Annotated in this window: 16 protein-coding genes; 8 read left to right on the forward strand and 8 right to left on the reverse strand. The window is 47.3% G+C overall.

The annotated features are described in order from the left end of the window. The first annotated feature begins 436 nt into the window (after positions 1 to 436). From TW77_RS14690 to TW77_RS25210, 5 genes are all read left to right on the forward strand, one after another. A complete protein-coding gene (locus tag TW77_RS14690; RefSeq protein WP_046005737.1) occupies positions 437 to 3,250 on the forward strand; it encodes a TonB-dependent receptor in 2,814 nt (937 codons plus the stop codon). Positions 3,251 to 3,757: 507 nt separating this feature from the next. Then, positions 3,758 to 6,571, forward strand: coding sequence for a TonB-dependent receptor plug domain-containing protein (locus TW77_RS14695; RefSeq protein WP_046005738.1), 2,814 nt, complete (start codon positions 3,758 to 3,760; stop codon positions 6,569 to 6,571). 57 nt (positions 6,572 to 6,628) lie between these two features. After that, the gene (locus TW77_RS24345; protein ID WP_052713209.1) at positions 6,629 to 7,291 is read left to right on the forward strand and encodes a putative 2OG-Fe(II) oxygenase; all 663 of its coding nucleotides are present in this window, start codon (positions 6,629 to 6,631) and stop codon (positions 7,289 to 7,291) included. 2 nt (positions 7,292 to 7,293) lie between these two features. Further along, positions 7,294 to 7,569: a hypothetical protein gene (locus tag TW77_RS14705; protein WP_046005739.1), complete on the forward strand. Its 276-nt coding sequence runs from the start codon at positions 7,294 to 7,296 to the stop codon at positions 7,567 to 7,569. Positions 7,570 to 8,472: 903 nt separating this feature from the next. After that, positions 8,473 to 8,610 (forward strand): hypothetical protein, encoded by a 138-nt coding sequence (locus TW77_RS25210; RefSeq protein ID WP_156158682.1) that lies wholly within the window; start codon positions 8,473 to 8,475, stop codon positions 8,608 to 8,610. Positions 8,611 to 8,710: 100 nt separating this feature from the next. Here the strand turns inward: TW77_RS25210 and TW77_RS14710 are convergent, their stop codons facing one another. Further along, complete coding sequence (locus tag TW77_RS14710; protein ID WP_046005740.1) at positions 8,711 to 11,041, reverse strand: helicase-related protein; 2,331 nt, start codon at positions 11,039 to 11,041, stop codon at positions 8,711 to 8,713. Positions 11,042 to 11,155: 114 nt separating this feature from the next. Between TW77_RS14710 and TW77_RS14715 the strand changes: the two genes are divergently transcribed. Further along, positions 11,156 to 11,983 carry a M90 family metallopeptidase gene (locus tag TW77_RS14715; RefSeq protein ID WP_046005741.1) on the forward strand — a complete coding sequence of 276 codons (828 nt, stop codon included), beginning with the start codon at positions 11,156 to 11,158 and terminating at the stop codon, positions 11,981 to 11,983. Positions 11,984 to 12,078: 95 nt separating this feature from the next. Here TW77_RS14715 and TW77_RS14720 read toward each other — a convergent pair whose 3' ends face one another. The 6 genes from TW77_RS14720 to TW77_RS14745 form a co-directional block, all read right to left on the reverse strand. Next, positions 12,079 to 13,962: a DEAD/DEAH box helicase gene (locus TW77_RS14720; RefSeq protein WP_046005742.1), complete on the reverse strand. Its 1,884-nt coding sequence runs from the start codon at positions 13,960 to 13,962 to the stop codon at positions 12,079 to 12,081. Positions 13,963 to 14,186: 224 nt separating this feature from the next. Beyond that, a complete protein-coding gene (locus tag TW77_RS14725; RefSeq protein WP_046005743.1) occupies positions 14,187 to 14,450 on the reverse strand; it encodes a GrxA family glutaredoxin in 264 nt (87 codons plus the stop codon). 102 nt (positions 14,451 to 14,552) lie between these two features. Further along, on the reverse strand, positions 14,553 to 14,831 hold the full coding sequence (locus TW77_RS14730; RefSeq protein ID WP_010382504.1) for a peptidylprolyl isomerase: 279 nt from the start codon (positions 14,829 to 14,831) through the stop codon (positions 14,553 to 14,555). Between the two features lie 98 nt (positions 14,832 to 14,929). Then, the gene (locus tag TW77_RS14735; protein ID WP_046005744.1) at positions 14,930 to 16,999 is read right to left on the reverse strand and encodes a TonB-dependent receptor plug domain-containing protein; all 2,070 of its coding nucleotides are present in this window, start codon (positions 16,997 to 16,999) and stop codon (positions 14,930 to 14,932) included. 126 nt (positions 17,000 to 17,125) lie between these two features. Then, positions 17,126 to 17,611, reverse strand: a complete 486-nt coding sequence (locus tag TW77_RS14740; protein ID WP_046005745.1) for a TlpA family protein disulfide reductase — start codon at positions 17,609 to 17,611, stop codon at positions 17,126 to 17,128. A gap of 62 nt (positions 17,612 to 17,673) precedes the next feature. Next, a complete protein-coding gene (locus TW77_RS14745) occupies positions 17,674 to 19,395 on the reverse strand; it encodes a GNAT family N-acyltransferase (protein WP_046005746.1) in 1,722 nt (573 codons plus the stop codon). A gap of 164 nt (positions 19,396 to 19,559) precedes the next feature. On the opposite strand from TW77_RS14745, the gene TW77_RS14750 reads away from it, so the two are divergent. Then, positions 19,560 to 20,480, forward strand: a complete 921-nt coding sequence (locus TW77_RS14750) for a 2-hydroxyacid dehydrogenase (protein WP_046005747.1) — start codon at positions 19,560 to 19,562, stop codon at positions 20,478 to 20,480. Positions 20,481 to 20,696: 216 nt separating this feature from the next. After that, positions 20,697 to 20,855 carry a hypothetical protein gene (locus TW77_RS25590; RefSeq protein WP_164488165.1) on the forward strand — a complete coding sequence of 53 codons (159 nt, stop codon included), beginning with the start codon at positions 20,697 to 20,699 and terminating at the stop codon, positions 20,853 to 20,855. A gap of 23 nt (positions 20,856 to 20,878) precedes the next feature. Here TW77_RS25590 and smrA read toward each other — a convergent pair whose 3' ends face one another. Beyond that, on the reverse strand, positions 20,879 to 21,460 hold the full coding sequence (smrA, locus tag TW77_RS14760; RefSeq protein ID WP_046005748.1) for a DNA endonuclease SmrA: 582 nt from the start codon (positions 21,458 to 21,460) through the stop codon (positions 20,879 to 20,881). Between the last annotated feature and the right edge of the window lie 153 nt (positions 21,461 to 21,613).

The following is a 21,613-nucleotide window of genomic DNA, read 5'->3' on the forward strand; positions in this document are numbered from 1 at the left end:
AAAAGCCCCGACAGGGGCTTTTTTTATGGCAAAAATTTCTGGCAAGTCATAACACCTCCCCCTTGTGCTTCCTCATGCCATCAATGGTATGTAAACCATCGTAAGCCGATAGATAAGCAACCTCTGTCGGTTCTTTTCAATCGCAAGTCCATCTACTTCTTTAGGATTGGAAAATGGCTTGCTTGAAAACATTTTGTTCACAACCATATGTTTAGTCTAAGGTTATTTGTACTTTTTTGATCGCCAAAGTGTTTCTTGTATGTAAAATGGGTAGGTTCCTCCTATCGGTAATTGCAAAAAACACATCAAGTGATGTTGACCTGGCGTCTATTTGTTGTTTAAGATGCGTCACTAAGTTACCGTTTTGGTAAAAATACAAAGCGTTTGTTAACGCAAAAATAAATATAACCATCTTGTATGGTCCAGGGAGAATCCAATGTTAAATAATAAAGTAACAAAAGCGGTTCGCTTAGCGATCGCGTTTGGTGCTGTTTCAGCAACTTCGTTTGCAGCTAATGCTGAGCAAGGCGAAGAGAAAATGGAAAAGATTGAGATCACCGGTTCTGCTATCAAGCGTACAGATCTGGAAGGTGCTCTGCCTATCGATGTAATCGACGCGTCTGATATCGCAAAATCTGGTGTTACAAGCGTGCCAGACCTAGTTGCAAACCTGCCTGCGATGCAGGGCTTTACTGCTGCTGGTGAGTCAGTAGGTGGTGGCGGTGGTGGTATTCAAACTGCTTCACTTCGTAACTTAGGTGCTGAATATACGCTGGTTCTTGTTAACGGTCGTCGTATGGCGTCATCAGACTCTGGTTCAAGCATCGACATCAACTCAATTCCTCTATCTGCGATTAAGCGCGTTGAAATCCTGAAAGACGGTGCTTCAGCGCTGTATGGTTCAGACGCTATCGCGGGTGTTGTTAACTTCATTCTTAAAGATGACGTGCAAAGCACGACTGTAAGCGCGCGTTACGACAAGCCTTCTGATACATCTAGCTCAAACTTCTCAATCACGACAGGTTTCGGTGATTTAGACAGCGATGGCTTTAACATCATGGCAAGCTATAGCCGTGATGACCAGGATAACCTACGCTCAGTTGACCGTGACTTTGCGAAAACAGGTTTTGTAGAGTTTGAGCATGCTGGTCAAAACTTAGTTGCAATCGCAGGTTCTTCAAACGCGATTCCTGGTAACGCGTATGTTAGATACTATGAGCGTGATGAAGCGGGCGCGTATGTACTGGACGATGAGGGTGAGCGTAAGACTAAAACTTATTCACTGAACCCATATAAAGAAGCGAACGGTTCATGTCACACAACCAGTGCACCATCTGGTAACGCATGTCAGTTTGACTACACCAGCACACTGGAAATTCAGCCTGAAAGCACTCGTGATAACTTGTTCCTACAAGCTGTTGCTACTGTGACTGAAGACATGGAAGCTTATGTTACAGCTTCTGCCTCTAAGTTTGAGATGACAACACGCATCGCGCCATACCCAACTGGTGGTTTCTCACTTGATGAAAACAGTGCGCTGGTACAAGACAATGTAATCAAATACCTGCCAGACAACGTTAAGGCTGACATGGTAGAAGGCGGTGTATCTGCTCGCTGGCGTGTGCTGCCAGGTGGCAACCGTACTGATGAGTACAGCACAACAACGAACCATATCGTTGCTGGTCTGCGCGGTGAATTTAACGAATGGTCTTACGACTTTGCTGTTACAAGCTCAGGTGCTGAGCGTGAGCAGGTCCGTATAACTGGCTACCCTCTGGAAAAAGAGTTCATGGAGCTGGTAACGTCAGGTACAGTCAATATTTTCGAAGCGCCTGAAAATCTGTCTGACGAGCAAAACAAAATGGTTGCTGACACTATGTTCGGTGGGCTGTGGGAAACAACAGACACTGATTTGTTAGCGATTGAAGGTAAAACATCAGGCGCTATCGCAGAGCTAGATGCAGGTACTGTTTACCTGGGTGTTGGTTTTGACTACCGTCAGTCAAGCTACTCACTGACCAACGGTGAAGGCCAGAACGCTGAAATCGTGCTGTTCGAATCTGCGGGTACTGAGTTCGACCTGGAGCGTGACAGCTACGGTGCATTTGCCGAAGTGATTGTGCCAGTAATGGAGAATCTGGAAGTGACTGGTTCACTGCGTTACGACGAAATCGGTGAAATCACTGACTCAAAACGTACTGGTAACCAGACTGTAAACGACAGTGCTGATGATACAACTTACAAAGTAAGTATCTCTTACCGTCCAACTGACGAGCTATTGCTACGTGCAAGCTATGGTACAGGCTTTAAAGCTGCAACCATGCGTCAAATCGCGGCTCCTCGTCTTGAGTTCGGTGTAACAGCATCTCCATACGATTGTCCAGCTGGTCTTGCCCCTGAAAAGGCTCGTTACTGCCACCAGGACAAGCTGCAGTATGATGTTTACCGTGAAGGTGAGAAAGATCTTCAGCCAGAAACGTCTAAGCAATACACTTTCGGTTTCGTATGGGCGGGTGACACAGGCACAAGCTTCGGCCTTGACTACTGGAACATCGAGATGGAGAACGAAGTTCGCCGTCTGACTCAGAACCAAATCTTCGGTGACCCGGTCACTTATGATGAGCTGTTCACAACTAAAGTTGACCGTGGTACAGGTAACACAGTACTTGCTATCATTCAGCCTGCACGTAACGTTGGTCAATCTCGTACTTCTGGTATCGACTGGCACGTAGATTTCACTACTAACTTCTCGTTTGGTGAGCTGAAGTCTAGCCTGATGGGTACATACATGATTGAAGACGAAAGTCTGCGTGTAGGTACAACTGACGTATGGGATACCAGCCTGGGTAAAGTGGGTACTGATGAAGAAGTTGCATTCCGCAACATCATCAACTTCAACAATACCTTAACTCACGGTGACTTCACGCACAGCCTGAACCTTAAGGCGCGCAGCGGTTACACTGATGCATCTGCAGACGTAAGCTTCTACGTTGCTAAAGCAGACGACTGGGATTCTGCGGTAGACGGTAGTGTTATCCAGAAGCACGTTCCGGTATACATGACGTTCGACTACCGCCTGGCATATGCTTTCGGTGACAACGCAAATGTTGCATTCGGTATTAAGAACCTATTTGACAAAGAGCCTCCGTTCACTCTGAACGCGGCAGCTGGTCACCAGGTTGGTTACGACCCACGTTACGCTGACGCATACGGTCGTACCTTCTACCTACAAGCAGATTACACTTTCTAATTCTGCCTGATAAAGTAGATTTCTAACGAGCCCCTGCATTATGCAGGGGCTTTTTTGTTGCATAAAAAGGTATTTTTAATTGTTTTGTTTAAAGCAATAATCAGTAACCCCTTGTTCTTCACTTCATCAACTCAACGTCGATTTTTCTAAACACCTTCAAAACGCCTTCAAAAATTTGAACAACAAAAACTTGAACAGCAGATATTGGGTGTGGCTATTCTGGAGCCGAAAAATGAGTGATCTCTCCTCTAAATCGCTTAAAAATCAACCTGTTTATGAGAGAGATAATTTAATGTGTGTAAACCATTGTTTTTAAAGTGATTTTTTGTTTCCTTTTTGGGTTTTTTGTTTCTATTTTAAAAAAGCTTGTTGACCTTTTGTTTTTCATGCGATTAGTATGTTTCACCAATATGGCTAAAAGTGTACTCACTTGTTACCCATATGAAGTTAAGAAAATACATAAAAACAATGCTTTAAAAGAAAAATTTAAAGCCAGGGAGAAAACAAATGTTAAATAGCAAGATCTCGAAGGCAGTGCGTTTAGCACTTGCATTTGGTTCTGCTTCTACAGTTGCATTTGCTACGCAAGTACAAGCTGAAGAAGAAGGCGCAAAAGAAGTTGAACGTATTCAGGTTACTGGTTCTCGTATCAGCCGTACTGATATGGAAACAGCTACACCGGTAACTGTATTCACAGCCGTTGAAATCGAAAAAACGGGTGTATCAACTGTTGCTGAATTCCTGCGTAACAGCGCAGCATCAGGTGGTTTTAACGAATCTCAAACACTAAACCAGTCTGCTGGTGCGTCTTCGATTGGTCTACGCGGTTTTGATTCTAGCTATACTCTGGTACTATTAAACGGCCGTCGTATTGCTAAAAACTCAGCTGGCGGCGTATTCACCGATGTTAACCAAATTCCAATGGCGGCGGTTGAGCGTATCGACGTACTACCTGACGGTGCATCTGCCGTATACGGTTCAGATGCGGTAGCGGGTGTTGTTAACGTTATCACTAAAAAAGATTATCAGGGCGTAGAAGCAAAAGCGAAATACGGTCTGGCAACTGAGCACAGAGATGGTGAAGAACTTCAGTTCTCACTGACTGCTGGTGCTTCTAGCGACAAAACTAACATTTTGTTTGCACTAGATTATTTCGAACGTCGTCCTATCATGGCAAAAGACCGTGAGATGGGTGGTACAGCCTTTATCGAAGGACAAGAAGGTGGTGAAGGCCGCTCTAACTACGGTGTGCCTGGTTTCCTAGGTCTAAATGCTGGTTCTGCTCCGGATTCAGGTGATGATAAAGTATGGGCTGACTGTCCAGAAAGCAACATCAGATCGAACGGTAAGTGTGCTTATGACTTTGCACCTTTATACACTTTCCAGCCACAAAGTGACCGCCAGTCAATTATGACTACGATTACACACCAGTGGAGCGATAACCTGACTCTGGACTCGCAGTTCCGTTATTCTCGTGCTTATACGCTGAGCTCGAACGCCCCTGCGCCAGGTGAGGCTGATGTATCTCAGAGCCCGTATCTTAAAGACTTCCTAATGAATGATCGTTACAAAGACAATCCTGAATTGGGCGCTAAGATTGCTGATGAGATTGCAAATGGTACGAAATATATCGACGAAAATGGTAATGAGCAAACTGCTAGTGCCTATGTTGGTCGTCGTTACCTGGACTTCCCAAATCGTGAAAAAGACAATACAAACGAAACATTTGAAGCAGTCGTTGGTTTTGAATATCTGATTAACGATGATTGGGTTGTAGATTATGATCTTGGTTTTGCTCGCCTGACTAACCGTCAGATTGGTAAACGAGGCCAGTTGCTGCGCAGCGAGTTAGCTGCTGCATTTAACGACGGTACGTTGAACCCGTTCAAGATCAATGACTGTAACTCTGCAGAGCTAAAAGACTTCTGTGAAGGTCTTCAAACGTCTATCCACAGAACATCTGAATATGAAGTGTCGTTCAGTAGTGCGACTTTATCTGGCCTGACAAACTGGGAATTACCAGGTGGCGTAGTAGGTGTTGCTGCTGGTATCGATTATCGTCGTGAAAGCTATCTTGACCGTTCTGATCCGGCTTCTGTTGCTAGTCAGGTAATCGGTGGCGCTGGTTCTAATGGTGGCGGTTTCATGAAAAATGAAGCTGTATTCGTGGAGCTTTCTCTTCCGGTTATTGAGGACCTAGAGCTGAGTCTGGCGGCACGTCAGGATAAAGCTGACTGGGGTGTTGACGATGCTTCGGAGTCTACTTACTCAGTGAAAGCATCTTATCGCGTACTTGACTCTCTGATGTTACGTGCCTCTTGGGGTACTGGCTTTAAAGCACCAGGTCTTGATGATCTGTACACTGCTACTTCAGAAGGTGTACGAAATGGTGTGGTTGATACAACGCTGTGTAATGCTGCAAGAGCTGCCGGTAATCCAGATAGCTCGGATTGTAACGGTACAGAAATCAACTCTAAGTCTGGTGGTAACATTAACTTACAGCCAGAAACATCAGATTCTTACAACATTGGTGTAGTTTGGGATGTGACTGACGAGTTGGCACTAACTGTTGACTACTGGTCACTGGAAATCGAGAACATCATTGATGAACTGTCTGTTCAGGACATCCTCGCTGCCGAAGCGGTAGGTGACCCTGCGGTTGCTGGCCTGGTTATTCGTAACTCTTCAGGCCGTCTGGATGATGGTTTACGCCAAGGTTATGTACAGTCAAACTATCAAAACTTATCAAGTGCAGATGCTAAAGGTATTAACTATAACCTGACTTATGCAACTGAGCTTAGTTTTGGTGCGCTGTCTACTAACCTGCGTTTTGAGCAATACTTAGAGCAAAACCGTCAGTCAAACGCGGTTCAACCGCTGTGTGACCAAACGGGTAAGCGTACAGTGGATGCTGAGTACGAGTTCCGCCTGAACCTTGGCGCAACGCTTGAGACGGGTGATTTCACAACATCAGTGAATGTTCGCTACTTGCCTGGTTACGACCAGTACGACCGTTTCGATACAGAAAACAAAACGTGTAATGCAATCGGTCACTACGATGTTGAGACAGAAATTGACCCAGAAACTAATGCAACAACATACCTGAATTATGGTCGACCGCAGAAGATTGATGATTACATCGAATTTGACGTAACAACGGCTTATCATATCAACGATAAGAACAAGGTAACTGTGGGTATTCGTAACTTGTTTGACGAACAACCTCCGTTCAGCCAAGTTGATGACTGGCCTTTCTATGACCAGGATGTATACAACAACATTGGTCGTTTCTTATACGTACAGTATGACATCAAGTTCTAATTTAAAAATTAGTTAAACTGAGGAAAGAGCGCATTATATGCGCTCTTTTTATTTATTATGAAGATAAATGCAAAACCCAGAATTTGCTTTGCAACCCCCGTTTTAGAGGGGGAATTAACGGGCGTAGAAGAGTTAAATAAAGGGCTGACACAGCTATTTTTCTCATTGGAGAAGGAAGGCTATAGAAACCTGACTCGGATCAATACCACGCAGGGGGATATTTACGATAGCCCAGGCGATTTATTCTCTCTCACGCACTACCCAGAAATAGCTGAAATTAAGCAGCACATGAACGGTGTGCTGACTTCCTGGATACTTGAGACAGGCAAGATGACTCGTGCTGAATTAAGTCAGCTTCATTTTGAGATTGAATCCTGGTTTCATATTACCCGCTACGGAGGCACCAAAACATTGCATGATCATGGTCAATGTTCCTGGTCAATGATCTATTATGTGGATGCTGGTGATCCACCACCACCGGAATTTCCAAGAAGTGGCTTTTTACAAATATACGACCCAAGGCGGATCCAAATGAACCCCTATGATAAGGGATTTTCGAACTTTAAACCCACCTTCGACTATGGTGGTTTTTCAGTTGCACCTTATTCTGGCAAGTTCGTTGTTTTTCCGGGTTACTTACAACATGAAGTCTTGACATATTTTGGAAATAAGCCCAGGATAATGATAGCAATCAATTGCTTAATTAGAGAAAGGACTTAATAATGAAAATAAATAAGATTATATTGGGATTATCTATACTATTTAGTTTAACTGCCTGCCAGATGTCAGAAGGGGCAAAGCAGTCAAAGCAAGACGAGCGGGCGGAGCTGGCTAAGGTAGAAAAAGATAAAAATTATATCTGCCGAACCGTGAAGAAAACAGGCTCGAATATGTATACTCGTCGTTGTATTACCAAAGAAGCACATCAAAGAGAAAAAGAAAGCGCACATAATGCTATGTCCGAGCTCAACCGGAGCTGGAATAAGAACGGTGGGTAATAATTATTTAGCGTAATTAGTATTTTATATTTCTGAGCCAAAGACGTATATGGTAAAGGGTGGTTTCTATTAAGGAATTACTGAATTTATAAAATAGCTTGCTTTTTAAAAGGGCCGGATCAGGCCCTTTTATAATTTAGTCGTTTTAATACAGTTAATTCTTATAGCAGGCTGTAGCTGCATCCGTTCTCCTCCAGGCACAATCCACATATAATATTAAATGCCGAGAAGGATACCCTGGAAAGTGTGCAGGGCAACTTCGATTGAGGGCCTTACGGATTCTCGTCAGTATTCTCGGTCAGTCAATGCTCGTGTATGAACGCACGCCTTCGCTTTTGCTCAATACAACTCGCCTAAGCCCCTCCAATTGTTCTTTGTTAAACTGGCCATTATCTTGCCTGATAAATGCATACCACTCACAGGCTACCTGTGCGGGCTATTGAAATACTGGTAAACGTCATTTTTATAAATCCAAGTAAAAGGCCTCACGGATAGGCGAACTTCAAAGGCTGATTGGTGTCATGTTGCCCTAAAAAGCTTTAATAAAGCACTCAGGGTATTGGCCACTAATCTTCCCACAGATTTGCTAAAGAGGTAGACGACGAAGCGATTATGTTTTGGCAGAGGAGTAATTACGATGGGCGATACGTGAATACATGGGCTTGGAAGACCTCAATTATTAAGGGTCCCTTAGAGCCGAAATTAGCGTTTTTCTATGAAAAAAATCATAAATCTGTTCTGTCAGATTGACGCTTTAGTGTTTTTTTGTTAATTTTAACCCGCCTTATTTGCAAAAAGGTTTTTATTTTGAGGTTCATTGCGTCTCATTTGTTATTAAATTAACACTTGAGTAGTGGAGGTGGTGGGCTCAGTTTAGAGAAGTTTTAACTAAAGGAATTAACTATGAAAATCAATCTTAAGAAAAAGACGATTAAGTCTTTGTCATACCCAGAACAGTCATTAGATAAAGACCAAACCAAGAAAATCGGCGGTGCTGCATCAGGCATGAGCTGGTGTACTTTAATATGCACTATACCATAGGCTGCAGGTTTTAAATTTATTATATGGCGCATTCAATATTAAGATGAAATGCGCCTTTTATATTTTAAACCTCTTTTTATGTGTTTCTATTTTTGTCTTATCACTTCACATCCACCACTTTACTGGCCTTTTTATAGCGTATTTTAAACCCTGACCAGGCGGGTAATTCCCAGCGTTTGGGGGCGTCTTTGCGGTTTCCTTTGCGGTATTCAAGGATAATACGTTTGGCGGTAAAGCTATAAGTCACTGACATGGTTAGTTCAGGTAGCACAACCTCAAGTGGAAACTGGTCGATAAAGGGCGTGATGAGCCAGTCTTCAATGGGTTGGTAGAACAAATCTTCGGCTTCAATTAATGCAAGGTCTTGCTGAGTTTCTAGACCCAGGTCCGTTAAGGTCTGAGACAGCCACTGTACAGCGTCAGGCATCGGAGGCAATGGTTGCTGTTGATGTTGCAGGTAGAGCTGTTGGTAGGCCAGCATGTCACCGACCTGTTGAAATACGCCAGCAAATAACTGGTCTTGTTCAATTAGTTTGACGCAGGCCGGAATAAGGTGTTTGCCCGTTGCGCGCAGATGTTGCCGGGCTAAATCGACACCCGCATAGGTACTGGCCAGTTCGACCCAAACTTCGTCTTCCTGCTGAAAAGCCTTTATCAGGTTACTGTCGACGGGCGCATGCTGAGTGAGCAGAGAAAGCGAGACAGGTGCGGCCAGCGTGGCCAGGGTGGTTGCCTGTTTAACGCCTTTACCTGCGAGCGCATAGGTATCCAAAACCAGCATAGCTGCACATGTGTCTGGCACACGGGATTCTTTTGCTGGCACCACTTCACCCTGACCATTGCTAAAGCCACCGCGACGGTTGTCCTTTTTGATATATAGCCAGTCAGGGCGTACTGAGGCAATTGCGCTGAGTAATGCATCGCGGTCATAGCTGGCTGCTTTGTCCAGTGGGGGCAAAGAAAAGGCCTCTCTCAGTTGCGTGCTGAACTGTCTGGCTTCACGCAGGGCGTCGTCCTCTGCGCGAATACCAGGCGCTTTGCCTCTGAGCAGTGCGATCACCAGCTCCAGGTCGCAGCTGTGGGGCAGCGCCTTGCTGAGGGCGTCAAGCTGCTCTGCTGAGCTTGGTAGTTGATATACCCGTGCCGGCACCGACATCACAGCCACGGCATCTATCATTGCCTGGCGCAGGCGGTTATCCGGCATTTTGGTTATCAGGTGACCCAGTTCAACATCGACAGGCAAAGGGTAGAGCCGTTTACCAAGCTCGGTGGCACGGCTTTGTGCGTCAAGCGCGCCGATTTTTCTGAGCAGGTCGAGTGCTTTTTGCCCTGAACTGGCTGGCAGCGGGTCGATGAAGCTCAGCGAGTCGATACCATCCGTGGCACAGCCAGCAGCCAATACCAGCTCTGTGAGCGCCTCTCTTTGTACTTCGGGTGGGGTTCTCTCTATCAGGGGCGCATATTGTCCATACAGGCGCAGACAGAGTCCTTCCTGAGTCCGTCCGGCGCGCCCCAGGCGCTGTTTTGCAGAATCTCTGCCGATGGCATCCAGGCCCAGTACTGTTTTGCCATTTCTCAGGTGTGTGCGCCGCTCCAGGCCCGAGTCGATAACACAGGTAATATTGGGAATGGTCAGCGAGGTCTCTGCCACATTGGTTGCCAAAATGATCCTTTGTCTGGGCTGCTGATGCAGGGCAAGCCGTTGATCATCTGGCGCACAGCCACTGAACAGGGGGACAACCAAAGCATCGAGTGCTTTGAGCTGAGCGGCGCATTGCACGATTTCGCCTTTGCCGGGAAGGAAAACCAGAATGTCGCCACGGGTATGGTGCAGCGCATACTCGCAGGCCGCTTTGACTCTGTCACTGAGATTGTCGCGACTTGGCATAGCGCGCATATCCTTAGCAAGAAATCGCTCTTCCACATCGAACATCTTGCCTTTGGACGTTAGCAAAGGCGCCTCGAGGTAACTGACCAGCCGCTCTGCTGACAAGGTGGCAGACGTTACGACCAGGCGATGTTCTCCCTGTTGCTTTAGCATGGCCAGTAACAGGTCCATATCCCAGCGCCGCTCATGGAACTCATCCAGCATAACGATGGCAAAATCACTCAGGCGGTTTTCAAAGTACCAGCGCAGTGCCACACCCGGCGTTACAAAGACGACCTGGGTGTTTGGACTAAACTGGCCTTCAAAGCGAATAGCATAGCCTATCTGTTCACCAAGCCCACTGCCTTGTTGCTCGGCAACATACTCAGCCAACGAGGTACAAGCTATTCGTCGGGGCTGGATCACCAATACCCGACCTTGTTGGGCTGCCCAGACAGGAAGCTGTGTGGATTTTCCTGAGCCGGTGGCGGCGGCCACAATGACGTTACCAGAAGATAGCAAGTGACAAAAATCGGCTTTGATCTGTTCAATGGGCAGAGACATACGGACTTGATACTGTTAGATATTTCTTAAAGTGCTGAGGATTTTAACAAATCCTGCTTGAAAAGGCTGCCTGCAAGGCGCATCTCAAAGTAAAATATCAACGCGTAAAAACCAATGACAGAAATCAGTTTACTCCTTGCCCTGGTGGTGTTCTGTGCCATCTACTGGCGGCTCGACGATATCAAGCGCGCTTACTGGCAACATAAATATAAAACGCAGTCACTTAGCGAGTTAGACAGGCAGGTTTTGCTGCGTTATATGCCCATCTATCGTAATATGACGGATGCAGAAAGAGCGCGCCTTGAGCGCCATATTCTGTGGTTTTTGGGTGAGAAGCGGTTACTTGGCCGTGACGGCCTGAAAACCAATCGGGCTATGGCACTGATCATCGCGGCAGATGCCTGCCTGCTGGTACTCAATCAACAATGGCCACTGTATCCCAATGTCAAAGAGATCTTACTGTACCCCAGCAGCTACTATGCCGGGCAAAATAGCCGTGACAGTGCAGGGCTGGTGAGCTTTCATACTGTGGTGCGGCAGGGCGAGTCCTGGCCCGGCGGCACGCTGGTGCTGAGCTGGCATGATGTGCTGGAGGGCAACCGGCTACCGGAAGACGGGCATAATCTGGTATTTCACGAATTTGCCCATCAACTGGATCAGCAAACCGGTCAAACCAATGGCACGCCTCAGTTGCCAAAAGGCATGAGTTACAAAAAATGGGGGGAGGTGTTGTCTCGGGCCTATCAGCAACTAAAAACTCAGCTGGCGTATCATATGCCGCATGTGGTGCATGAATATGGCGCGACCAACGAAGCGGAGTTTTTTGCCGTGATCACCGAAACCTTTATTGAAAAGCCACTGCAACTGAAACAGGAAAATCCCGAATTATTTAATCTGTTGAGTGAGTACTATCGATTCGATCCGCGCGACTGGATCAAGTAGCCATTGCGATGAGCGCTTGGCATTTCATTTAGGGCATTAAATTACAGGCATAAAAAAACCGCTTCAAGTGAAGCGGTTTTTTCGTCTAAATCAGCTTATGAAAAGCTGATCTCGCCGCGCTCTTTGCGCTTGTTGTCACGCTTGTCACCACGTGGATCTTTAAAGCTGCGCTTGCGGTCACCACGGCCTTCGCCACGACCTTCGCCACGTTCGCCACGACCTTCAAAGCGACGCTCATCACGACCGCCTGAACGACGTTCACCACCGCGACGCTCGCCACCATTGCCTTGATCGGCAGGGTGCGTGCTCTTGGTCATCTTCATTGGGCGCTGACAAATGTAAACGCTCTGGAAGTGTGACAGCGTATCTGCTGGCATATCCTGAGGCAGCTGAACGGTGCTGTGCTCGTCAAACAAACGGATTTCACCGATAAACTTGCTTGAAATATCAGCTTCGTTTGCAATCGCACCAACAATGTTCTTGACCTGTACGCCGTGCTCACGACCCACTTCGATACGATAGGTATCCATAGGGCCCGTGTTGCGACGTGCATTGCCTTTGCGTTCACCACGCTCGCCACGTTCACCACGTTCACCACGTTCACCACGACGCTCGCGGTTACCGTCACGGTTACCATCGCGTTCGCGACGTTCACGTTGCACCTGAATTTCCTGAACTTTCAGTGGTGACTGCTGCTGTGCCAGGCACAGAAGAGCAGCGGACAGCTCAGTTTGGCTCAGTTCCAGCTTTTCAGCCATGCCCTGTGCTACTTCACTGAAGAACTCGATGTCTTTGTGATCCAGCGCCAGGCTTAACTTGCCTTGTAGTGCTTCAATACGCTTTTGCTCAACGACTTTCGCGTTAGGCAGCTCAACCTGCTCGATGTCAGAGCGGGTATGACGCATGATGTTACGTAGCAGGTAACGTTCATTACCTTTCACGAACAGGATAGCTTTACCTTTACGACCAGCACGACCTGTACGGCCGATACGGTGTACATAAGCTTCGCTGTCTTGCGGGATATCATAGTTGATAACCAGGCTCAGACGATCTACGTCCAGACCACGCGCCGCAACGTCAGTTGCGATAACGATGTCTAACAGACCGCTCTTCAGACGCTCTACCGTACGCTCACGGGCTTGCTGGTTCATGTCACCATTCAGTGGTGCCGCAGAGAAACCTTCGCGTTCAAGTAGTTCAGCCAGCTGAACGGTGTCGTTACGAGTGCGCACAAACACGATAGACGCATCGTATTCTTCCGCTTCTAAGAAACGTACGATGGCTTTGTTTTTATGCGTCGTTGCACGCCAGTAAACTTGCTCAATTGTGTCAACAGTCGAGTTACGTGGCGTGATTTTTACTTGTTCTGCGTTATCTAAGTACTTAGAACAAATAGATTGGATCTGCTTTGGCATGGTTGCAGAGAACAAACAGGTTTGCTTCTCTACTGGTGTTTTTTCCATGATGCTTTCAACATCATCGATAAAGCCCATGCGTAGCATCTCATCGGCTTCGTCCAGCACTAAGGCTTTCAGATCCGACAAATCAATGGTCTTACGGTTAATATGGTCAATCAAACGACCCGGTGTTGCCACAATGATCTGTGCGCCACGGCGCAGTGCACTTAGCTGCACGCCATAGCTTTGTCCGCCGTACAGAGCCAATACTTCAACACCTTTGGTGTATTTAGCGTATTGGTTGAAGGCTTCCGCGACCTGTAAAGCCAGTTCGCGTGTTGGAGTCAATACTAATATCTGTGGTTGCTTAACGGATGCGTCAACATTGTTTAATAGCGGCAACGCGAACGCCGCCGTTTTGCCCGTACCCGTCTGCGCTAGTCCCAGCACGTCCTTTCTTTCTAGCAATAACGGTATACATTGAGCCTGGATCTCAGAAGGTGATTGATATCCCAGCTCTTCGACTGCCTTTAAAATTGCAGGAGAAAGATCTAAAGATTCAAACGTGACTGGTTCTGACATTAATGCGCCTCAACAAGTTAAAAGAGGCGGCATTGTACAGCAAAGAAAAAACAATTGCTTGCATAAATTGGCACTAATTTTGTAGGTATTTGATATTGGTCAAAAAATAAACTTATTTATTTTTTTGAGCTGTTAGATTGGCAGGTAAGTGGCTATTTTTAAGGGAAAATCATGCCTGAATTGCAGCTTAATGGCGACTCAGGCAAGGATGATACGGCACTGTGTTACTGATACAGGCCCAGATTCTCTTTGGCATAAGCTTCAAACTCGGTAAAGCCGCCAATGTGGTCCTGGTCGACGAAAATTTGCGGTACCGTTGGACAAGGCTTGCCTGCGGATTTTTCCAAATCGGCCTTGCTGACGCCTTCTTTGATGATATCAATGTAGCGAAACTTAAAATCGTCGCGTTCGTTGGTGAGGCGCTCTGCCAGGTCTTTTGCACGGACACAATAAGGGCAGCCTTCACGGCCAAAAATCACAGTAAACATAGGGGTCTCCAAATCATTTTCATTGCTAATCAGTATATCGGCCCGCGTGCAAAATGAAACCGCCAAAAATCGATGGCCATGATTGAGAAAACCGATGACGCCTTAGGAGCGATAGACTGTTTTGATAAGGTGGTAACCAAATTTAGTCTTGACCGGGCCGTGGACTTCATAAAGTGGCTTTTTGAACACCACATCATCGAATGCTTTAACCATATCGCCTTTATTAAACTCACCAAGGTCACCACCGCGCTTTTTCGATGGACACAAAGAATGCTGTTTGGCCAGTTTGTTGAAGTCGCCGCCTTTGGCAAGCTTAGCTTTTATAGCAAGACACTCTTTTTCGGTTTTAACTAAAATGTGGTAAGCACAGGCTTTTGGCATGGTTCAGGTCTCCGGACTATCAAAGGCGCCGATCATGCAAGGAGAAGGCCGAAAACGCAAGCCTCAATTGCCTGCGTCCGGCCTTTTCAAGGAAAGTATTAGAAGGTCACGCTAAACCCAATCGACGGGCGGATAGAGAAATCATCTTCCTCTTCTTCTATATACAGGTCGTTAACGGACTTAACTCTGTCGTAGTCCAGGTCAATATAGGCAATGTTTTCCTGGCCATATGCATTCATGAGTTCAAAGATCAGCTTGCCATCGTTGCCGAATAGTTCGGTTTTACGCTCAAAGCGAATATCCAGGCGGTGATACACTTTGAACCGCTCTGAAAAGGGCTCGCCATAGACAGGTAAAAAGCGGCCATCGTGGTCGGGGTTTTCTCTGACGCCAACAATGGGGGTATAGGCCTGGCCACTGCGTGCGGTAAAGTTAAAACCACCTTGCCACTTTTCATTGATCTCGTAATGGAATACGGCATTAAACACCAGCGGCGTATCGGCGAAATAGTCGCGGGTGATATTCTGGCTGAGATCGGTGCGCTCACTTTTGGCATAGCTCAATGCTACCCAGCCATACCAGTTATCGGTCTTGTTTTTGTTGATCAGCAGGTCTACACCATAGGCGCGTCCTTCAGCGTCGTTGCTATACAAATCAGCCGCATTGGGGCCGTCGTCGATGGCAAGCGGCAGATCATCCATAGTTTTATAATATCCCTCAATTGACCAGCTCCACTCATTCTCCAGTTGCTGACTGAAGCCCAGCGTATAGTGATCCGACACCTGAGATTTCAGCTTGGGGTTACCAATTTCTGGCAAAATGTATTCCACATTCTGCATGCGGTTGTAGCGACCCGCCTTGGCACTGATGGTGCTGTCTTCCGTCACATAGTAACTGATCGCCAGACGAGGTGAGGTGAAGGTTTCATCGGTGTATTTATTATGCTGACTTTGCACTCCCAGCTCGCTCTGCCAGTCATCGCTGAGTTGCCAGATATGCGCCAGGCCAACAAAACCACTGTCAATGTCTATGCTGCGCTTGCCGTTGATCCGCTCACCTTTTTTCAGGTCGCAGTCGGGGTCCAGTTCAGTACACAAGTACTGGAAGGTGTCGTAGCTATATTCTGTTTCGTTATCAAAGTAAGCAGCATCTAAAACCAGCTGATGAGCTGGGTTGATACGGTAGTTCAGGCGTGCCTTGTAGGTATATTGTTTTTCCGACTCTTCTTCAAAATAGCCAGCAGAAACTGTGGCGCGGCGGCCATATTCCAGTCGCCCTGAATGATCCAGTGCACCTATCCCCACACGCAGATGCAGCTTGTCATTATAATGGTCCCACAACACGTTCTGGCTGTTGAACTCCCTGATAAATCGCGCGTCCCCCTGAAACTCCGGGGTCTTTTGCGCCAGCTCGGAGCGTTCGTTAAACCCGGCTGCTGCGGAGTCTTCTGCGCCGGTAAAGTTGAAGGTCAGGGTGTTGTTGGCGTTAATATCCCACAAAAACTTGCCCTGATAGTCGTGATCGTCCGGCGCATCATTGATGATCACACCGGTTGGCTCTCCGTCGTCATCTTCGAGCTCTTCACCTTCTTCAAAGAACAAGGGGAGGGTACTTTTGCGCCCCGAGACATAGAAAGCCGTGCTGTCGCTAAGCTGACCTTCCACAAAGACACCGGCATTGAACATGGTGAGATCGAGTGTGGTGGTGATTGGCTGATATTTGGGGTTGCGCAGGGTGACGTCAAACACTGCGCCCGTTGCGTTACTGTAGCTGCTGCCGTAGCCTGCTGAGTAAAGCTGAAAATCCTGAATGATATAGCGATTGAAGATTGAGCTGCCAAAGTCGTGGAAAATGTAACCCGCAGGCATAAAGTCCACTTCGAACATGTTGTCGCTTGGCGAAGAGCCGCGTACGGCGGGTTCACTCATGGAGCCACCGGCGGCAACCACACCGGGTAATGCATACACAGCCCGCAACGGATCGCCCATTGCGCCGGGCATCTCAATCAGTTTTTCTGTGTCTTCTGTGATCTCAGAGGTGATTGAGCTGCGCTTATAATGCACCTCAATGTGTTCTATGTCTGCGTTGGTGTTTGCCTGTATCTGAAATGCCATGCATAGCATAATCGGAGACAGTGCAAACGGTTTTTTGAGTGACGAGCGCGTCATGTTAGTCCCTTGTTGAATCTAAGCTGAATAAGAGTTGGGACTAGTGTATGAGAATAAATCGTACCTTTGTTTTACCTAAGGGTAAGAAATTGTCGACAACTCAAACACTTTCTTACACTTACTAGCCTAAAGTCTGGCGCGTATCCCCAGCTCGCTGGAGTAACCCACAGAGCGCTCGACTACCTTAAGGTCAGCAGACAACACGTAATAGGTGGGGTAGGCCTTAACCTTGTAATCTGAGCCTGTGTGGTGAGTGCCAAGCAATACTGGCATGCTTAGCGCCAGGTCATCGACAAAGGCGTGGACCGCGTCCGTGCTCTTAAAATCCAGCGCTATTGCCACCGCATTCACTTTACCTTGCTCATGTAGTTTGTTGAGGTTAGGCATGCTGTAACGACAAATACTGCACCAGGGGGCGAAGAAATAGACGACTGATTGCTGCCCTTGCAGCGACTTAATGGACACTCGCTGTGCAGATTGTTCTAGTAAAGGCAGCGAAAAATACGGCGCCGGAGCCTGGCCATCGTCCGCCAGCATACCGAGTTCCTGGTACGCGGTGACTGCCAGAAAAACAATGGCAAAAATAATGAGTTGAAGAAGCGTTTTTAACATGTGCGCTCGCAAATTTTAATTTCCGAGCGCGAGTATAAATAAAACTAAGGCCACTGCACAAATCAGCCGTAGATATTTTCTCCCAGGTATCGCTTGGCTTTTTGCGCCTTGATGCGGGTAAGGTCTACCAATACCAGGCCGTCAATACAATTGTTAAAGTCAGGGTCAATGCTGAAACTCAGAAAGTTTACCCCGTCTGGCTCACACAGCTCGGTATACTGTTTAAACAGCGTTGGCACCTGCGCGCCCATGTTCGCCATGATGTGCTTGAGCTCGGCAAAATCCTCTTTAACATCATGACCACAAAATAACTGCGCAAAGGCCTGCTGCTGTGATGGCGTAAATTTGAACTCGTTTTTGGGTGTGGCAAGAGGTGACAGATTGGCAAAGTAATGCTGGTAGTGGTAAATCAGCATGGCTTTAGCTTTATCCGGCAGTGCATTGGACAAACTGACCGCGCCAAACAGATAACGATGTTGTGGGTAGCGCTTTACAAATGCGCCAATTCCGTACCACAAATAATCCAGGCTTTTGCGTCCCCAGTATCTGGGTTGCACGAAGCTTCGGCCCAGCTCCAGACCATGCTCGAAGTAGGGCTGCATGTGCTCAGAATAATTAAATAAACTGGTCGTATATAATCCTTCCGCGCCCTGGTGATCGAGCACGGTTTGGGCGCTTGCGAGTCGATACGCGCCGACCAGCTCCAATTGTTTGGCATCCCATAATACCAGGTGCTGATAATACATGTCGTATTTGTCGATATCGCGGCGTTTGCCGCTGCCTTCTCCGACCGCACGAAAGGCAATTTCTCTTAGCCGACCCAGCTCGCGGAAGACAGGAGAGCTGCCTTGATACTGATAAAGGTAGATTTGCATGCCATCCTGGGTTTCACCTAGCCGCTCACAGCTTTCAATGGCTTGCTTGAGGTCTTTTTTACATTCCGGTACCGCAATGGGCGTCTGAGTTTTCAGCGGCAAAGATTTCTTTGATGTCAGCCGGTACAGCTGCTTGCGGATCAGGGCCACTATCTCTTTGTCTTTAAGATTTTCCAGCAAGTAAGAAGCTGGTGGAATGCTGGCACCAATTTCAAATTCCAGTGACTTTTGTCGCTGTTTAAACATTTCTTTAACCAGCAGCAGGCTGGCTAAAGGTTTGTAGATCATAGACGTGCCGTAAAACAGCGGGCTGTTTTTGGCCTTAATATAGATGGGCAAAATAGGGCAGTTGGCTTTTTTGGCCATACGTAAAAAGCCTGAATTCCACTTACAATCTTTGATGCCCGTAGGTCCAAGCCGGGACACTTCACCGGCAGGGAAAATAAGTAAGGCGCCTTCCTGTTTGAGGTGGTGCTGGATATTGGCCAGCTCCTGCTTGCGACTCGCCCCGGATAGATTGTCTACCGGCAACAGCAGCGAGTGCATGGGGGTAATGGACATCAGCATTCTGTTGGCAACGACTTTCAGGTCCGGGCGTACCTGCGCCAGTACTTTGATCAACGCCAGTGCATCTAATGAGCCGATTGGGTGGTTGGCCACAATCACGACACTGCCCTCGCTGGGTATGTGTTCTATTTGTTTAGGTTTGAAGCGCGCATCAAAGTCCAGCTCCTCCAGTACCTGCTCAACAAACTCGAGCCCCTGGAGGTGAGGGTAGGTATCTGCAAAGGCGACAAACTCTTGCTCGTGCAATAAGTAACCCAGGCCTTTCTTAACTAAGCCTTTTACTTTTGGTGAATTTTCTAATTGAGGCAGGTTTGCTTCAATGACCTTATCAACACTGATCATATATCGATTCTCAAGTTTTATAACCGCTTTTCATCAAGATTAAAAACTCTCCATGACAAACAAGTTGCAACTGTATGTCAGTTTGATGGCCGTCGCGTAAGTACACCTGAAGGTTAGATTTTTTGCTAAAGTAGTGACGGTTAAAACAGAACAAAGGAAAGAGCATGGCATTATTAGTCTGTGTAACGGGCAGAGACAACAGCAAACTGATGGCAGAGTTACGCGCGAGTCTGCCGGATGTGGACGTAAGAGAGTGGCCCGATGCCGGTGAACTGGCCGAGATTGAGTTTGTATTGGCCTGGAATGCGCCTGAGTCGTTGTGGCAACAATTACCAAATCTCAAAGTTGTCCAGTCGTTTGGTGCCGGGGTCGATGGCATCGCGTTATCTGCTTTACCGGCTGATGTGCAGGTGTGTCGCATTGTTGATCCCGCGCTGGCCGACGACATGGCACAATATGTACTGGGACATGTGCTGGCTCATAAGCTGCGCCTGGGCTTGTATTATCGTCAGCAACAACAGCGGCTGTGGCGTCCTAAAAGAGCCAGTGCTGGAAACCGGGTTGGGATACTCGGGCTTGGTCAGCTGGGGCAGGTGGCCGCTACTAAGCTGCAACGTAATGGTTTTGAGGTATTGGGCTGGTCAAGAAGCGAAAAAGCACTGGAGGGCATTAGGCAATTCTGGGGACAGGCACAGTTAAGCGAATTTGCATCACAGTGTGATTATGTCGTCTGTCTGTTACCTCTGACGGCCCAGACGCACGGCATTTTGAATAAAGCGCTGTTTGAGGCGATGCCTTCGCACGGCGCACTGATCAATGTTGCTCGTGGCGCACATCTTAATGAAGCTGACTTGCTTGCTGCACTTGATAATGAGCAAATTGCAGCAGCCACGCTGGATGTATTCGCAGCAGAGCCACTTGCGGCAGATCATGCATTCTGGGATCACCCAAAAATCACTATGACTCCCCATGTTGCGGCGCTGACGAGCCTGAAAACAGCCATTGCACAAATTGTTGCAAATATGCAGGCAATGCAAAAGGGACTGCCTCTGTCACATTGCGTGGATTTGCAGGTGGGTTACTAATAGCGCATTGCTCGGTATGGTACACAAGGCTGAGCATGCGGTTTCAGGCTCTACAGGCGTCTGGAAATCTTTGTCGGTGGTAAATGTTTGGGTACTTTGGCCGGTGGTATCAGGAGGCGATTTTTTATGGTACAAAACACTGTATAAAAAAACATCTTGTGACATCTAATTACATTCAGTAAGTTATGAGAAAATAATAATAAAGAGTCGCTTTTTATGAATAGTAACCAAGGTGGCGTTAAGCTCTCCGTTGTGCTTTTTAGCGTTATTGTGTTGGGGGTAATGGCGTGGTTCAATCAGGCTAATGCTGAGTCTCAACATACTATACAAGAAGCGGACGAGGAAGTGGTCGTAACGTCCTCCTCACAGAGTTAAAAAGGTAGCAGCAGGTGCTGCTATCATCGTTTAGCGTGTCGCTCGCGATTTTCCACTTTTTTCTCTTCGCTTTTCTTTAACAGCACGTATGTCGCGCCGTTACCGCCATGACAGCTTAATGCCGTGTGAAATGCCAGTATTTGTGGCATCTCCTGCAACCACTTGTTGCAGTAGCTTTTCAGAATAGCCGGAAAGGGTTTGCTTTTTAAGCCAATACCATGACGGATCAGAAGTACCCGGATACTGCGTTGATGGCAGTCGGTGATGAAGTCAAACAGTGACTTTCTGGCTTCACGAAAAGGCTTGCCGTGCAAATCCAGCGTGGCGTCAATCTGATACTTGCCCAGCCTGAGATTCTTAAATACCCCTTGCTGAACACCATCTTTTTTGTAGTTAAGCAAATCGTGTGGATCGAGCAGGTCAACATATTCAGTGGAGAGAAAATTAGGATCGAAGTCCTGCTCCTGCTCTGCCGCTTCTCTGCGTGCAAGTTGCGCCAGGGTAGGTTCGTTTTGTTGACGTCTGAGCTCTGCTTTTTTGTCTTGTGCTAAGGGAACAACGTCCCCCATTGAGGCGAGAAAAAGTTCTTCATCTGTCATGGCCATACTACGTCTCCAAAACCAATGGGTGTGGCCAGATTGTAGCGCAGGCTCAGAAATTAGAAAATATCTTTAAGCCTGGCAGTTTGCTTTTTACTGCCTGCCGGTGCAAAAGCATTGGCAGGCGTGCCTAAGCTATACCTAAGGCGTACCTAAGGC

Origin of the sequence: Pseudoalteromonas rubra (assembly GCF_000967655.1) — a bacterium.
Lineage (GTDB): Bacteria > Pseudomonadota > Gammaproteobacteria > Enterobacterales > Alteromonadaceae > Pseudoalteromonas > Pseudoalteromonas rubra_A.